The sequence below is a fragment of the Pseudomonas gozinkensis genome, from assembly GCF_014863585.1.
GTDB lineage: Bacteria > Pseudomonadota > Gammaproteobacteria > Pseudomonadales > Pseudomonadaceae > Aquipseudomonas > Aquipseudomonas gozinkensis.
In genome coordinates this window covers 3,001,600-3,014,730 of the sequence record NZ_CP062253.1, presented here as the reverse complement: position 1 = coordinate 3,014,730, position 13,131 = coordinate 3,001,600, and the positions used below count along the sequence as shown (strand labels likewise).

Annotated in this window: 16 protein-coding genes; 9 read left to right on the top strand and 7 right to left on the bottom strand. The window is 59.6% G+C overall.

Features of this window, described 5'->3' with window-relative positions:
* Nucleotide 1: 1 nt before the first annotated feature.
* The 3 genes from IHQ43_RS13420 to IHQ43_RS13410 all read left to right on the top strand — a co-directional run bounded on the left by IHQ43_RS13420 (nucleotide 2) and on the right by IHQ43_RS13410 (nucleotide 2,893).
* Complete coding sequence (locus tag IHQ43_RS13420) at nucleotides 2-814, top strand: transporter (RefSeq protein ID WP_192564750.1); 813 nt, start codon at nucleotides 2-4, stop codon at nucleotides 812-814.
* A 183-nt stretch (nucleotides 815-997) separates the two neighbouring features.
* On the top strand, nucleotides 998-1,357 hold the full coding sequence (locus IHQ43_RS13415; protein WP_244142289.1) for a c-type cytochrome: 360 nt from the start codon (nucleotides 998-1,000) through the stop codon (nucleotides 1,355-1,357).
* A 141-nt stretch (nucleotides 1,358-1,498) separates the two neighbouring features.
* On the top strand, nucleotides 1,499-2,893 hold the full coding sequence (locus IHQ43_RS13410) for a DUF1254 domain-containing protein (protein WP_192564748.1): 1,395 nt from the start codon (nucleotides 1,499-1,501) through the stop codon (nucleotides 2,891-2,893).
* Nucleotides 2,894-2,897: 4 nt separating this feature from the next.
* On the opposite strand, the gene IHQ43_RS13405 is transcribed toward IHQ43_RS13410, so the two are convergent.
* The 5 genes from IHQ43_RS13405 to IHQ43_RS13385 all read right to left on the bottom strand — a co-directional run bounded on the left by IHQ43_RS13405 (nucleotide 2,898) and on the right by IHQ43_RS13385 (nucleotide 5,615).
* Nucleotides 2,898-3,152 (bottom strand): hypothetical protein, encoded by a 255-nt coding sequence (locus IHQ43_RS13405; RefSeq protein WP_192565075.1) that lies wholly within the window; start codon nucleotides 3,150-3,152, stop codon nucleotides 2,898-2,900.
* 49 nt (nucleotides 3,153-3,201) lie between these two features.
* Complete coding sequence (locus tag IHQ43_RS13400; protein ID WP_192564747.1) at nucleotides 3,202-3,699, bottom strand: hypothetical protein; 498 nt, start codon at nucleotides 3,697-3,699, stop codon at nucleotides 3,202-3,204.
* A 103-nt stretch (nucleotides 3,700-3,802) separates the two neighbouring features.
* The gene (locus tag IHQ43_RS13395) at nucleotides 3,803-4,258 is read right to left on the bottom strand and encodes a GNAT family N-acetyltransferase (RefSeq protein WP_192564746.1); all 456 of its coding nucleotides are present in this window, start codon (nucleotides 4,256-4,258) and stop codon (nucleotides 3,803-3,805) included.
* A 75-nt stretch (nucleotides 4,259-4,333) separates the two neighbouring features.
* Complete coding sequence (locus IHQ43_RS13390) at nucleotides 4,334-5,020, bottom strand: SDR family NAD(P)-dependent oxidoreductase (protein WP_244142288.1); 687 nt, start codon at nucleotides 5,018-5,020, stop codon at nucleotides 4,334-4,336.
* Entirely contained in the window at nucleotides 4,905-5,615 is a 711-nt protein-coding gene (locus IHQ43_RS13385; RefSeq protein ID WP_244142267.1) for an O-methyltransferase, read from the bottom strand. The genes IHQ43_RS13390 and IHQ43_RS13385 overlap by 116 nt, the downstream gene beginning before the upstream one ends.
* 16 nt (nucleotides 5,616-5,631) lie before the next feature.
* On the opposite strand from IHQ43_RS13385, the gene IHQ43_RS29575 reads away from it, so the two are divergent.
* A complete protein-coding gene (locus IHQ43_RS29575) occupies nucleotides 5,632-5,754 on the top strand; it encodes a hypothetical protein (RefSeq protein WP_425220298.1) in 123 nt (40 codons plus the stop codon).
* Here IHQ43_RS29575 and mug read toward each other — a convergent pair.
* A complete protein-coding gene (mug, locus tag IHQ43_RS13380) occupies nucleotides 5,727-6,239 on the bottom strand; it encodes a G/U mismatch-specific DNA glycosylase (protein ID WP_192564744.1) in 513 nt (170 codons plus the stop codon). The two genes, IHQ43_RS29575 and mug, sit on opposite strands and share 28 nt — an antisense overlap.
* Nucleotides 6,236-6,859 (bottom strand): TetR/AcrR family transcriptional regulator, encoded by a 624-nt coding sequence (locus IHQ43_RS13375; RefSeq protein ID WP_085747415.1) that lies wholly within the window; start codon nucleotides 6,857-6,859, stop codon nucleotides 6,236-6,238. Before IHQ43_RS13375 ends, mug begins: the two co-directional genes overlap by 4 nt.
* Before the next feature lie 228 nt (nucleotides 6,860-7,087).
* On the opposite strand from IHQ43_RS13375, the gene IHQ43_RS13370 reads away from it, so the two are divergent.
* From IHQ43_RS13370 to IHQ43_RS13350, 5 genes are all read left to right on the top strand, one after another.
* Complete coding sequence (locus IHQ43_RS13370; protein WP_192564743.1) at nucleotides 7,088-8,212, top strand: HlyD family secretion protein; 1,125 nt, start codon at nucleotides 7,088-7,090, stop codon at nucleotides 8,210-8,212.
* Nucleotides 8,212-9,678, top strand: a complete 1,467-nt coding sequence (locus tag IHQ43_RS13365) for an MFS transporter (protein ID WP_192564742.1) — start codon at nucleotides 8,212-8,214, stop codon at nucleotides 9,676-9,678. The genes IHQ43_RS13370 and IHQ43_RS13365 overlap by 1 nt, the downstream gene beginning before the upstream one ends.
* Before the next feature lie 18 nt (nucleotides 9,679-9,696).
* Nucleotides 9,697-11,115, top strand: a complete 1,419-nt coding sequence (locus tag IHQ43_RS13360) for an efflux transporter outer membrane subunit (protein WP_192564741.1) — start codon at nucleotides 9,697-9,699, stop codon at nucleotides 11,113-11,115.
* A gap of 22 nt (nucleotides 11,116-11,137) precedes the next feature.
* Nucleotides 11,138-12,088, top strand: coding sequence for an aldo/keto reductase (locus IHQ43_RS13355; protein WP_192564740.1), 951 nt, complete (start codon nucleotides 11,138-11,140; stop codon nucleotides 12,086-12,088).
* A gap of 72 nt (nucleotides 12,089-12,160) precedes the next feature.
* Entirely contained in the window at nucleotides 12,161-13,096 is a 936-nt protein-coding gene (locus tag IHQ43_RS13350; RefSeq protein ID WP_192564739.1) for a LysR family transcriptional regulator, read from the top strand.
* Nucleotides 13,097-13,131: the final 35 nt, after the last annotated feature.

Here is a 13,131-nt window from a genome sequence, read left to right as displayed (position 1 = left end):
CATGCACCGAATACATCTCTCATTCGTGTCCGTCATGGTGGTTGTCGCCCAGGTCGAACCCGCCCACGCCGAAGACTCTGCAGAACTGGCCAAGGCTGCGCTCAATCCTGTCGCGGCCATGTACAGCCTGCCCGTGCAATACAACTGGGACCAGAAGATGGGGCCCACCGGCGAGGGCATGCACAGCGTGACCAATATCCAGCCGGTGCTGCCGTTCACATTGAACGAGGACTGGAACCTCATTTCGCGCACCATCCTGCCGGTCATCGACCAGCACGGCCTGGCCCCCAATGGGGCGGCAGACAAGTCGGGTGTCGGGGATATCACGCAAAGCTTTTTCTTCTCCCCCAGCAAATCCACCGATAGTGGCTGGATTCTGGGGGCGGGCCCTGCCCTGTTGATTCCAACCGGCAGCCACGAACTCTTGAGCAACGAACAATGGGGCATAGGTCCGACCGCCGTGGCACTCAAGCAATCCAATGGCTGGACCCGCGGCATACTCGCCAACCATATCTGGGGCCTGGACGGCAGCCCGCCGGACGACAAGGAAAAGGTCAACCAGACATTCCTGCAACCCTTTTTGTCCTACACCACCAAGACACTCACCACTTACGGTATCAACACCGAGTCGACCTATGACTGGCAAGCACGCGAGTGGTCGGTACCCATCAACCTGACCGTCACCCAGCTGCTGAAAATCGGCGGCCATCCCCTGACGATTCAGGCAGGCCCGAGGTATTGGCTGGATCGATCGGGCGACGGGCCCCAGGGCTGGGGCTTTCGGGCAGCCGTGACGTTCTTGTTCCCGCGTTGATTGAGGCTCGCCCTGAATGCGCAGTGCAGGAAAAAGTGCGACTCAGGCCGGCATGAGATATCGTGCCGGCCTCGAAATCGACGTGCATTCATGGAGGAAAAAGTGCGGATTTACGTGACAGGGGCATCGTGTGTGGGCGTGCCCATACTGGGACGCCTGAGACTCAAAACATTATTCGTCGTCATGTCAGGCTTCATTGCCCTCCCCCAAACCGCCATATCCCTCGCGGATACTGCCAATGGAAAAGCCCTCTATTCTCAGCGATGCGCCGTGTGCCACGGAGCCGATATCAAGGGCACCGGCCCGTTGGCCAGGAAAAGCAATCCGCCAACACCTGACCTGACAACCGCCGCTTTCAAGAAACGGCTGAGTGATTATCCGGGCGTTATCGTGTCCTCGGTGATTCTTCGCCCCAACGGGGATTTGATTCCAAAGACCTTGCGCGAGAATGGCGTGAAGATCCCGCCGCACGCCTGGAGCGTTAACGACTTTCGCGACTTGAATCAATATATGAGCGGTGTGATTTCCCATACGGACAAATGAAAGGGATTGGGTGAACAAAGCTATAAATGCCGATAACTCATTTTCAAGACCGCGTGGACGATCTTCGCATCCGCACCTACGATCCTTAGGCTTGGCCATTGAAAGCCAGGACTGCCGCCATGGAATCAGGGAGCGTCGTACATGCTGAAGAAAACGTTGTTTGCTACATCGCTGTTAGCAACCTTGATGATTGCCACGCCCGTCACGGCAAGCGCGGCAGTGAGTGTGGATGAGACCAGGGGCATCGCCAAGGATGCCTATGTTTTCGGCACACCGATGGTGGATACCTATCGGGTCATGTACGCCTTCTCGATTGATAAAACCAATCCGCAGTACAAGGGCCCCTTCAACAGCATCCTTAATGTCTCCCGGGTTTTCACACCGGCAGATACTGCATTCGTCACCCCGAACTCTGATACGCCCTATTCGTTTGTCGGCCTGGATCTGCGCGCAGAACCAGTGGTTATCAGTGTCCCGCCGATGGAGAAGAATCGGTATTTCGTGTTCCAGTTGATGGATCTTTACAGCTTCAACTTCGCGTACATCGGTAGCCGCACCACGGGTAACCAGGGCGGCACGTACATGATTGCCGGGCCCGACTGGAAAGGTGAAAAACCCAAGGGGGTAGACAAGGTGATCAAGGCCGAAACGGAAGTGGTTTCGGTGGTAGGCCGTACTCAGCTGTTCAATCCCGCTGACCTGGATAACGTCAAGAAAATCCAGGGTGGCTACAAGGTGCAAACCCTCTCCGCCTTCCAGAAAAAGCCGCCTCCCAAGTCGGTGACCCAGGTGAACTGGATAAAGCCGATATCACCTGCTGTCGAACGTACCTCCCCGGAGTTCTTCAACCAGATCGCCTTCCTGCTGCAATTCGCCCCGACCCACCCGAGTGAGGCAGCGTTACGCAAACGCTTCGCCGAGATCGGTATCGAGCCGGGAAAACCTTTCGACGCCTCGAAACTGTCACAGGAACAACAAGCAGCTCTGGTGGAAGGTATGAAAGACGGTCAGAAAGAAATCGACCAATTGCGCACCTCGTTGGGCGGTAAAACAGACACCCTGTTCGGTACAAGGGAATACCTGAAGAACAACTATGTCGTCCGCGCGACAGGCGCACAAATGGGCATTGGCGCGAACTCGCGTGAAGAGGCGATGTACCCCATCTACGACAAGGACGCCTCGGGTCAGCCCCTCGATGGCAGTCAGCACAAGTACACACTGAGATTCGCCAAGGATCAGCAACCGCCAGTTCAAGCTTTCTGGTCTTTGACCATGTACGACCTGCCAAAACAATTGCTGGTGGACAATGCGCTCAACCGCTACTTGATCAACTCGCCGATGCTGCCGAGCCTGACAAAGGATGCTGACGGCGGACTCACTTTGTACATCCAGTATGAGTCTCCGGGTAAAGACAAAGAGGCTAACTGGCTGCCGGCACCCAATGGGCCGTTTATGGTCACGATGCGCTACTACTGGCCGAAACCGGCATTGTTGTCCGGGAAATGGCAGTCACCACTGATTGAGCAAGCGAAGTAACCATTCAATTGCCCTGCACCAGATTGGCGAACGGCAGTCCAGTGACAATACCGGGCTGCCTGTTTGCCAAAACCGAACCGCTAACCCCAGGCGGTACACGGGAGTTGCCTTTGAAACTCGCTACGGCATAACGGCCACCCGGCCGCGTTTGAGTATCCACCTGGCCGCTCGCAACATGGGCGTCGATGTAGTTGAGCACACGATTTATCCGCCCCGCGTACTCAGCGCGGGACGCTTGTGCAAAAGGTTTGATCGTCATGTCAGGTATTCAAAAAATCGCAAAAATGGGGCAACAGCCTCCTTCTGCTTCAGCTCGCCTTTTTGTCGGAGCCCTTTATGTTCTCGATCAGGTCAACGACATAATCTTGATTGAAACCCGCCACGAATGACCAGAACAACAACTTGGCGTAGGCCGCATACCCCTCGGCATGCTGGCAAAAAATATCGTTGAAGATTTGCCTCAAACATTGCGGATCGTCGTCGGGAACGATCACCGGAAACAGATCGCCCTTGATAACGCCGGAGAGGAACAAAAGATACAGAAGCCCCGCCAAAATCCCGCCTATGAATGAAGGCAGTATCAAAGCGAACCATGATCTGGAGAGGTTTTCGATTTCCGGATCAGTGAGTATCGACAGTCGCCTGTGAAACCCAACGTAACCCCCGATATTCCCGGCGATACAAACGATAAAGGGTACTTTGTAGTCGGGCAGACTGTAGGTGACGATAATCGCCAGCACCAACAGGGCGATGAAAATCCAGAATATCCGCTTCCAGATGATGTTCAGGTCTTCCTGACGATTCATGATCAGCTCCCTGATCTTGATCCTGTGATGATTTTTTAGACGATAGACGAATCCTGTCGAATATCTGGAGGATCAAATCGAAAAACGCCTCCACTCTGGGGCGCTACAGCTTCAATGCCTTCGCCATGATGACCGTGCGCTCAGCCCCGTGAAACTCGTCTCGTACCTTTTCAAACCCAAGCGAAGCATAGAAGCCTTCTGCGGTGATTGAAGAAGGAACACGCAGCCAATTAAGGCCTGCATTTATGGCAAGTGATTGAAGCCTCTCCATCAGTTGCCTTCCGATACCCTTTCCTTGATAGCGCGGGTCGACAAACACACTTCGGACAATGTCGTGATCCAGACTCGCGGTTGCAACGATATGGCTGCCGGCTGCAGCCACGAGGACTTGACGCTCAATCAACAGATGAAGGATCGCCGGGGGAGAAAAGCTTTGCGCCACTTGCTCGATGATTTCGGCGGAGTAGTCCTGAACGTTGGACTCGCGCAAAGCACTGAGGATCGTTCGACTGATCGCTGGCGCATCTGCATTCGTGGCGTTTCGAATCAGGTAATCCATCAAGCCCGCTCCTTGCGTGTCATCACTTGATCCTAGAAGGATTCGGCTTTATTGCTCCAAAACAGTGGCAAGTCTTCAGAAACGCTCATCCAGTATCGCCGGCAAGGTAATGTCCCTGACGAAACTGGCTGAAGACAGGCTCAAGATCATGCGTACCACCTGCACCACGTCATGCACTGGAATGAAATGGCCTTCGCCACGCTGCTCGGCAATGGTTCTTGGCGTGTGCAGTGAGTCTTCGGTATTCAGGTAGCCCAGGTTCAGACAGGTCACGCCCAGCCGTTGCTGACGGTAGCCCTCGCGCAGTGCGTCGGCGATGCCGCGCAGTGCGAATTTGGAAGCGCCGAAGGTGACTTCGGGGCGTCCGCTTTGCGGCAGGCCGGAGGTTGAACCGGTCAAAATGATTCTTGGGTTGGCGCTGTTGAGCAGCAACGGAAGCAGACGCTTGATCAACAGAATGGTCGAGGTGATGTTGCAGGTGACGATGGCTTCCACTTGCTCGTCCTGGTCGGACAGGAAGTCATAGGCCGGGGCAAAGGCAAGCTCCTCCCAGATACCCAGGTTGTAAATCAGCGTATCCAGACCGCCAACAGCCGCAACCTGTTCGATGACCCGCGCCGCCTTGGCCGGTTCGCCGAGGTCGACCTCAATCCAGCTTACGTCGATGCCCGCCCTGGGCGTCAGGTTGTCGGGGCGCATCCGGGAGACGCCGATCAACGTGTCCCCAGATTCGCCCAGTCCATCGATGAAGGCTCTGCCCAACCCTTTGCTTGCACCGACCACCATGGTTTTCATTGATTGTCTCCTTGACTGCCTGCTGACATGGGACTGGTATGCAAGCAGGCGAATCATGGCTTGGCAAGTCGCCATACAGCGCTTTCGCACCATCGAGCAAAAGCAGATCCACAGTCGGTGGCAAGTCGCGAGCCAGGGTGACCAGCGCATCCCCTTCGCGAATTTCAATCAGATCACTCACCCCGCCCTCAACAAAATTACGCCGCGCCAGCTCAATCTTCGACGGTTCAAACTCGCTGCCGATCAGCACACCGCCACCGTTGTCCCGCAGCGCTGCCGCCAGGTGCAAAGTGGAGAGGCCAAACGAGGTACCGAATTCGACGATGGCTTTGGCCTTGGTGCTGCGCGCCAGCATGTACAGCAGTTTGCCGGTGTCGCGGGAGACGGGCAGCCAGAGGTCTTTGAGCATGGCGTAGAGTTCGCGGTATTCGGTTTTGCTGTGCATCAGGCGTTCGCGTTCTTCGCCGGATACGTTGTTCAGCGCCGGGCTGGTGGCGGCGCTGGCCTGGGTGTAGAGGCGTTCGATGAGGGTCGCCAGCGGTTCGGTGGTCAGGGTTGTCATGATGGTTTTCCGTGAGTTGAGAGCTAAGGTGGGCAAGGATTTCTCACTCAGCCCGCGCACCGACGCGCAAATCACCGACCGTGCCGAGGGGATGGCGGACATGTTCAGCGCTTACGTGGTGGCGCTCGACGCCCGCTGAAGCTGCTGATACGCCATCACCAACTGCGCTTGATTGAACGCCAGATTGCGGCCGCTGGGGTTGGGCAAAATCCAGACTTTAGCGCCGCCAAATGTATCCTCCTGCAGCCCCCATTCAATCGATTTCCTGCCGGATAGCCCGGCATACGCCGCCTTGCCGAGAAACGCCACGAAGCGCGGCGCGTACCGGGCGATCTTGCGCTCGAAGCTGACGGCGGCGGCAGTGAATTCCTCCGCCGACAGTTGATCCGCACTCGCCGTCGGCCGCTCGACCACAGCAGTCAAGCCGCAGTGGAATTGCAGGATCGAGCGGTCGTCTTGCGGGCGCACTTCGTGAGGCGTGAAACCGGCCAGGTGCAACGTGCGCCAGAAGCGATTGCTGCGCCCGGCGAAGTGATGCCCCTGCTCTGCCGCCAATAAACCCGGATTGATCCCGCAGAACACCACGCAAAGGTCTTGCGTGAGGATGTCCTCAAGCCCGTTCAACCGCAGATCACCTTCACCGCATCACGCGCCTGCCCAGCCAACTCTTCGCGGGATTTACCGGCGCGTGCGCGGATCGAGATGCTGTGCAGCAGCGATGAGGCGAGCATGGCCCGCGCCGCTGCATCCACATCACCGTTCAGCTCGCCGGACTCGATCGCTCGTTGCAGACGGGCTTCGAGATCGGCATCGAGCTGGCTCAAGCGCTGGGACAGCACGTTGCGGATTTCCGGATCCTCGACCGCTTCGGTGGTCGCGGTGCCGATGGCGAAGCAGCCGCGTGGCTGGCCGTCGCCGGAGAAATAGATCGCCAGTTGCCCTTCGTAAAAACCGGTCAGGGCCTGTTCCAGGGTAAGGCTGCTGTCGTTCAGCGCGGCCTGCATGGCGGCGTGGGCGGTGGCCCAATATTGATCCAGGGCCTTGATGTAGAGCGCGTGTTTGTCGCCGAACGCGGCGTACAGGCTGGGGCGGTTCATGCCGGCGGCGCTGGCGATGCTGTCCAGTGAAGCACCGGAATAACCGGTGTTCCAGAACACGCCAAGGGCCTGCTGCAGCGCGGTTTGCGGGTCATATGCCCGTGGACGACCACGGCCTTTTCCTTCTGTCGGTTTATTTTGTGCCATGTCGTACAAATTCCTTGCGGGGAAATGAAGTCGCTCATATTCTTACACCATCGCACAAAATTAAGGAATCAGAAATTCCTTGATCGGCAGGTTTGTTGTAACAGCGCTCGAACCGGGTCTGGCGACGACGAAAACAGCGGCACGGAGTGATCCTCCCCCACCGCGAATGGATTTGATGACTCACGCATTCAATGCCGTCCAGGCGCCCAGCCTTTTGGAGAGCCGTTCATGACTCAGCAATTCGATCTCACCGCAGAACAAGCCCGCTCGCACCCCGTCGACGCACCGCCGAAAATGCCGCTCAAGCAGAGACTGCGCCCGGTCTTCATGTGGGGCGTTCCCGCGCTTGCCGCCGCAATTGGCTACGGCCAGTACGTTGCCAACGAGCCCTTCGTTTCCACCGACAACGCCTATGCCCGCGTGGCCAAGGCCTCGATCAACGCGCGAATTTCCGGGCAAGTGGTCGAGATCGCCGTCGACGACAACCAGCCCGTGCACAAAGGCCAGGTGCTGTTTCGCATCGATCCCAAACCGTTGCAGATCGCGGTCGACCGGGCCGAAGCGCAACTGGCCAACGCGCGCCTGCGCATCGACGGCCTCAAGGCCAGCTACCGCCAGGAACTGGCCGAGTTGCAATCGGCGAAAGCCTCTGCGGATTACGACCAGAAAGAGTTCGGACGCAAGAAAGCCCTGATCGCCACCGAGTTTGTGTCGAAGGCCCTCTACGAGCGCGCCGAAACCGACCTGAAAGTCTCACGCCAGCGCATCGCGTCCATCGAACAACAGATCGCCAGCACCGTCGTTGCGTTGAACGGCAACCCGGACATCGCCCTCGACAGTCACCCGACCGTGCGCGAGGCCAAGGCGCAACTCGATGAAGCGCAGTTGTATCTGTCCTACGCCACGGTGACGGCGCCGGAGGACGGCATCGTCGCCAAGGTCGATGACTTGCAGGTTGGCAATTACGTGAACAACGGCGCGCCGGCGTTTGCGCTGATTTCCGACCGGGAAATCTGGGTCGAGGCCAACTTTCGCGAGACCCAGTTGACCCACATGCGCCCCGGCCAGACCGCGACCATCACCCTCGATACCTACCCGGATCGCCCGTTCAAGGCGCACGTCATCAGCATGAGCCCCGGCGCCGGTGCCGACTTCGCGCTGTTGCCGCCGGAAAACGCCACCGGCAACTGGGTGAAGGTGGTGCAGCGGGTGCCGGTGCGCCTGGAACTGGACGAGGCCGACCCTGCCCTGCCGCTGTTCTCCGGCACCAGCGCCACGGTCAAGGTCGATACCGGGCACCGCACGCCATGGTGGCATCCGCTCAAGTCGTTGTTGTCTGCGGGTAATTCGTGATGAACAGCTCAACAGCCGATGCGCGGGCACTGCGGTTTGTCGCCCTGCTCGCCACTTATATGCAGTCGGCCAACCTGCCGTTGCCGAACGCTGCACTTCGGTTGATTCAGGGCAGTCTGTCGATGACCGACGATCAGGCCGGATGGATTTTTACCGCTTACCTCGCGGCGAGCGCAATCACGATGCCGGTTGCGCAATGGCTCGCCGCACGCTTGGGGTTGAAGCGGGTTTACCAGACCGCACTGGTGCTGTTCGGCCTTGGTCTGTGGCTCGGCACATTGGCCGGCACGCCGCTGGAATTCATCGGCGCACGCATCCTGCAAGGTCTGGCCAGCGGAGTGATTGCGCCGTTGTCGATGGCCATCGCCCTGGAGACATTGCCAGCAGAAAAGCGCCCGGCCTTCGGCCCGAAATGGACAGCGCTGGTGCTGTTCGGCATCGTCAGTGGCCCGAGCATCGGCGGTGTGATCTGCGAGTATTTCGACTGGCGCCCGATGTTCTACCTCAGCCTGCCGCTGACCGGGTACATCCTGATGGTGGTGACGTTGCTGCTCGCCGAGAAGAAAGCAGACCCGCGTCCGACGTTCGATTTCTTCGGTTTCGCCAGTTTCACGGTCGGCATGATCGGCCTGCAGATGCTGCTTGATCGCGGCGAACGGCTGGACTGGTTCGACTCGCCGGAAATCTGGATCGAAGCGCTCGCCTGCGCCCTCGGCCTGTACCTGTTCGTCGTCCATGCGCTGACCCGCAAGATTCACTTTCTCAGCAAGGGTTTGTTCGGCGACCGCAACTTCATGCTGTCGACGGTGATGTTCTTCGCCCTGGGATTTGTGCTGCTGTCGACCATGGCGCTGACCTCGCCGATGCTCGATGAAATCCTCGGTTATCCGCCGGACACCACTGGATTGCTGACCGTCCCGCGCGGTGTCGGTCTGGTGGGTGCATTTGTGCTGATGATGCGCGCCCCGGCATGGATCGACGCCCGGTTGTTCGTCGCCGCCGGCATCGCGCTGGTGGTGTATGCCAACTGGCTGATGCTCGGTTATTCGCCGCTGATGGACTGGACGCCCGTGGCCGTCACCGGGTTCATCCAGGGCGTGGGGCTGGGCATCCTGATGCCGGCGCTCAGCAAGACCGCCTTCAGCACCATCGACCCGAAGCTGCGCCCGGAAGCTACCGGCTTCTTCAACCTGATGCGGGTTTACGGCAGCACCCTCGGCGTGGCCGTGGTGCAGATCTTTTTCTTCAACAACACCCAGGCGATGCACTCGGCGCTGGTCAGTCAGCTCACGCCTTATCGCGTGGCCATGCCGACGTCGTTGCCGGCGCTCGAAGGCCTCAACCATCTGGTCACCCACCAGGCGGCGTTCGTCGCGGTGATGGGCCAATTCAAGATTCTGATGCTGGCGATGCTCGTGGTGAGTCCGCTGGTGATGTTCCTGCGCAAACCTGTTGCGGCCAACTGATGACGTGGAGTCTGAACCATGAAAGCTTTTATGCGCTTCACCCCGCTGGCGATGCTGGTGATATTGTCCGCCTGCACCGTCGGCCCTGATTTTCAGCGGCCTGCCGAGCGCGCGTCGCAGCATTACGATCAAGCGGCCGAACAGCATTTCGCGATGGGCCAGCGGCTCAACGGCGATTGGTGGTCGGCGTTCCGCTCGCCGAAGCTCGATCAAGTGGTGCGCCGCGCCATCAACGGCAACCTCGAACTGGTCGCCGCTGACGCCACCCTTCGTCAGGCCGCCGCTTCAGTCGCGGCAGCGGAAGGTGTGCTTTATCCGCAGGTGGATTTCGCTGTCTCGGCCGGGCGCCAGCGCACCCACAACGGCCCGCAACCGGTGGTCTCCAATTTCTACGGGATCGGGCCACGGGTCGCGTTCGATCTGGATGTCTTTGGCGGCAACAAACGCGCGGTCGAACAGCAGCAAGCACTGACCGATCTGCAAAAGCATCGCTACGAAGCAGCCTGGCTGACGTTGACCGGCGACGTTGCCAGCCAGGCCTTGCTGCTGGCGTCGGCCAACGCGCAGATCGGGGCCGTGGAAACCCTGCTGGCCAACGACGCGAAGAACCTCGATCTGGTCCGCCGAGCCCAGGCGAGCGGCAGCACCACGCAAATCGATGTGTCGCTGGCCGAAACCCGCCTCGCCCAGGATCGCACGCTGCTGCCGCCCCTCGCCCAGCAGCGCGATGCGGCGCGTCATGCGTTGTCGATTCTGTCCGGTAAAGGCCCGGCGGACTGGATCGCGCCGGACTTCAGCCTCGACGAATTCGCCTTGCCGTCAAACATCCCGGTCAGCCTGCCTTCGGAAATGGCCCGCACCCGGCCGGACATTCTGCAAGCCGAATCCGAACTGCACATCGCCAGCGCGGCGGTGGGTGTCGCGACCGCCAACCTGTACCCGCATGTCGAGCTGTCGGCCTCGCTGATGCAAGCCGCGGCGGGCAACGGTGGCGCCGCGCTTTGGGGATTTGCCGCCGGGCTGACCGCGCCGATCTTCAATGGCGGCACGCTTCAGGCTGAACGCGAAGGCGCTGTCGAGGGCTACAACGCGTCACTCGCGCGCTATCAACAGACGGTGATTCAGTCCTTCGGCCAGGTTGCGGACACCTTGCAGGCGCTCAACCACGGCGCCGAGCAAAACCTGGCGCAGGACGATGCCTTGCGCGCCGCCGACACCAGCCTGCGTCTCAATCGTCAGGCCTACGCCCAAGGCGAAACCAGCCTGCTGCAGGTGCTGGAAGCCGAACGCGCTTACCAACAGGCACTGCTCGGGCAGATTCAGGTGAAGACCGCGCGTTATCTCGACTCGGTGCGCCTGTTCGTGGCGCTCGGCGGCAATTCGGTGGGTGTGTTCGATCAGAAACTCGCCGCCCGCAAGACCTCAACGCTTCTTTAACGGCAGATACCGGAGACACGACATGACTTACGAAGCCTTTCACGATGAACTTCGCGACACCCGAATTGCGCTGAACAACGGCGCAGGCTCGATGCCGGCCGTGGGGTTCGGCACGCTGTTTCGCGATTTGAGCACCACCACCGAAGCGGTCAAATGTGCGCTGGAGGTGGGCTTCCGCCACTTCGACTGCGCCGAGCGTTATCGCAACGAAACGCAGATTGGCGAGGCTTTTGCGCAGGTGTTTTCGGCGGGGCAGATCCGTCGCGAAGACATGTTCGTCACCACCAAACTGTGGAACACCAACCATCGCCCAGAGCGGGTGAAACCAGCGTTCGAAGCCAGTTGCCAGCGGCTGCAGGTCGACTATATCGACTGCTACCTGATCCACACGCCGTTCGCCTTTCAGCCCGGCGACGATCAGGATCCACGGGATGCGTTCGGACACGTGATCTACGATGGCGAAACCCGTCTGATCGACACCTGGCGTGCGCTCGAAGCGCTGGTGGATGAAGGCCGCTGCAAGTCCATCGGTCTTTCCGACATCACCCTCGATGCACTGAAAGACATCGTCGCCGCCGCACGGATCAAACCGGCGGTGGTGCAGATCGAATCCCATCCGTACCTGCCCGAGTGGGAGATGCTGGAGTTCTGCAAGGAACACGGCATCATCCTGCTCGCCTTCGCCCCGCTGGGGCATGGCATGGAGCCGAATGTACTCGACGATTCCGTGCTCACCGGAATCGCCCGGCACGTACAGAAAACCCCGGCGCAAGTCGCTCTGGCCTGGGCGGTGCAACGGGGTACGGCGTTCCTGACGACCTCGGCGAACCCGAGCCGGATTCAGGAAAACTTCGATATCGCGACCTTGCCGCACCGGGCGATGCGCGAGATCAAGGAAGAGATCACGACGCGGATCCGCTTCAATTCCGTGGTCGAGACCGGCGTACCCGGTTTCATTCCCCGCAAGAAGTGACGCATGGCAAAGGGGCGGCCTCCTGCGAGGTCGCCCCTATACTCTTTCCACCTGACTGTTGAGACGACACCGATGGACGTCTTCCAAAGCATGCGCTTCTTCATCGCCGTCGCCCAAAGCGGCAGCTTCACCGCCGCTGCCGAGCTGCTGGACACCAACACCACCAACGTATCCAAAGCCATCTCCGCCCTCGAAGCGCGCCTGCACACACGGCTGATCAACCGCACCACCCGCCGTCTGGCCCTGACCGAAGCCGGCGTGCGTTATCTGGAGCGCTGCGAAAAAATCCTCGATGACGTGCGCGAAGCCGACGAAGAAGCCGGCACCGCCCAGACCCTGCCCGTCGGCCGCCTGAAGATTCACACCATGTCGGCCATCGGCAACCACTACGTGATCGACGCCATCGCCCGCTATCGCGAAATCCACCCCACGGTGATGTTCGACCTGACCCTGACCAACCGCGTCCCGGACCTGCTCGAAGAAGGCTTCGACATGTCCATCGTGCTGGCCCGCGACCTGCCGGATTCCGGCTTCGTCGCGCAACGCCTGGGCATCACCTACAGCATCCTCTGCGCCTCACCCGCCTACGTGGCAAAGCGCGGCCAGCCGCAAACCCCCGGCGAACTCTGCGAACACGAGTGTCTGCGCATCGTCAACACAGTGATGCCGGTGGAAAACTGGACATTCGAAGGGCCCGCAGGCATGGAGACCATCACCATCCCCGTGTCGCCCTTTCACATCAACACCGCCGACGGCATGACCATCGCGATCAGAAAAGGCATGGGCATCGGCATTCAGCCAATAGCATCGGCCGTGGATGGTTTAAGGGCGGGAACCTTGGTGCGGGTATTGCCGGAGTATCGGCTGGAGGAGTTGAACCTGTTCGCGATCTATCCGTCGCGCAAGTTCGTCGATGCGAAGATCAAGACCTGGGTGGAATTTCTGAAGCAGTCGATCCCGCAATTGCTGGCATCGGATGAAGAGGTTGTCGGAGCGAAAGCGCTTTGAGTGCAGCAGACATGGAGTGTCGACCCTCCATCCCC

Coding starts and splice junctions, on each gene's coding strand:
- IHQ43_RS13420 (WP_192564750.1), top strand. CDS start 2: ATGCACCGAATACATCTCTCATTCGTGTCCGTCATGGTGGTTGTCGCC.
- IHQ43_RS13415 (WP_244142289.1), top strand. CDS start 998: ATGTCAGGCTTCATTGCCCTCCCCCAAACCGCCATATCCCTCGCGGAT.
- IHQ43_RS13410 (WP_192564748.1), top strand. CDS start 1,499: ATGCTGAAGAAAACGTTGTTTGCTACATCGCTGTTAGCAACCTTGATG.
- IHQ43_RS13405 (WP_192565075.1), bottom strand. CDS start 3,152: ATGACGATCAAACCTTTTGCACAAGCGTCCCGCGCTGAGTACGCGGGG.
- IHQ43_RS13400 (WP_192564747.1), bottom strand. CDS start 3,699: ATGAATCGTCAGGAAGACCTGAACATCATCTGGAAGCGGATATTCTGG.
- IHQ43_RS13395 (WP_192564746.1), bottom strand. CDS start 4,258: ATGGATTACCTGATTCGAAACGCCACGAATGCAGATGCGCCAGCGATC.
- IHQ43_RS13385 (WP_244142267.1), bottom strand. CDS start 5,615: ATGACAACCCTGACCACCGAACCGCTGGCGACCCTCATCGAACGCCTC.
- IHQ43_RS13375 (WP_085747415.1), bottom strand. CDS start 6,859: ATGGCACAAAATAAACCGACAGAAGGAAAAGGCCGTGGTCGTCCACGG.
- IHQ43_RS13370 (WP_192564743.1), top strand. CDS start 7,088: ATGACTCAGCAATTCGATCTCACCGCAGAACAAGCCCGCTCGCACCCC.
- IHQ43_RS13365 (WP_192564742.1), top strand. CDS start 8,212: ATGAACAGCTCAACAGCCGATGCGCGGGCACTGCGGTTTGTCGCCCTG.
- IHQ43_RS13360 (WP_192564741.1), top strand. CDS start 9,697: ATGAAAGCTTTTATGCGCTTCACCCCGCTGGCGATGCTGGTGATATTG.
- IHQ43_RS13355 (WP_192564740.1), top strand. CDS start 11,138: ATGACTTACGAAGCCTTTCACGATGAACTTCGCGACACCCGAATTGCG.
- IHQ43_RS13350 (WP_192564739.1), top strand. CDS start 12,161: ATGGACGTCTTCCAAAGCATGCGCTTCTTCATCGCCGTCGCCCAAAGC.